Raw genomic sequence first — 500 nt, 5'->3', positions numbered from 1 at the left:
CGACGAGTGGGACGGGCGTGGCACGCGCGGCGTCCTCGAGGATCAAGGCGGGCGAGCGATCCGGCCCAAGGAACGTCTGGGCCATGGCGTGTACGAAGTCGGTAATTTCGACAAGGCGATTGCGGCGGCGAGGCGCGAACGGGGCCGCCTCGTTAAAGAGGTTCGCGAGGTGGGCGCCGGAGAAACCCGGCGTGCCACGCGCGATCACTGCCGCGTCGACGTCGTTGGAAATCGGCACCTTGCGCAGGTGCACCTGCGCAAGGTGCCGATTTCCAACGACGTCGACGCGGCAGTGATCGCGCGTGGCACGCCGGGTTTCTCCGGCGCCCACCTCGCGAACCTCTTTAACGAGGCGGCCCCGTTCGCGCCTCGCCGCCGCAATCGCCTTGTCGAAATTACCGACTTCGTACACGCCATGGCCCAGACGTTCCTTGGGCCGGATCGCTCGCCCGCCTTGATCCTCGAGGACGCCGCGCGTGCCACGCCCGTCCCACTCGTCG

General features: G+C 68.0%; 1 pseudogene. It reads right to left on the bottom strand.

The window, feature by feature from the left end:
• A pseudogene (locus A6V37_RS42790) lies at positions 1 to 500 on the bottom strand (hypothetical protein); the annotation flags it as partial.

This window comes from Paraburkholderia ginsengiterrae (assembly GCF_001645125.1).
Lineage (GTDB): Bacteria > Pseudomonadota > Gammaproteobacteria > Burkholderiales > Burkholderiaceae > Paraburkholderia > Paraburkholderia ginsengiterrae.
The sequence above is the reverse complement of the archived record's forward strand: the minus strand, read 5'-3'. Positions and strand labels throughout refer to the sequence as shown.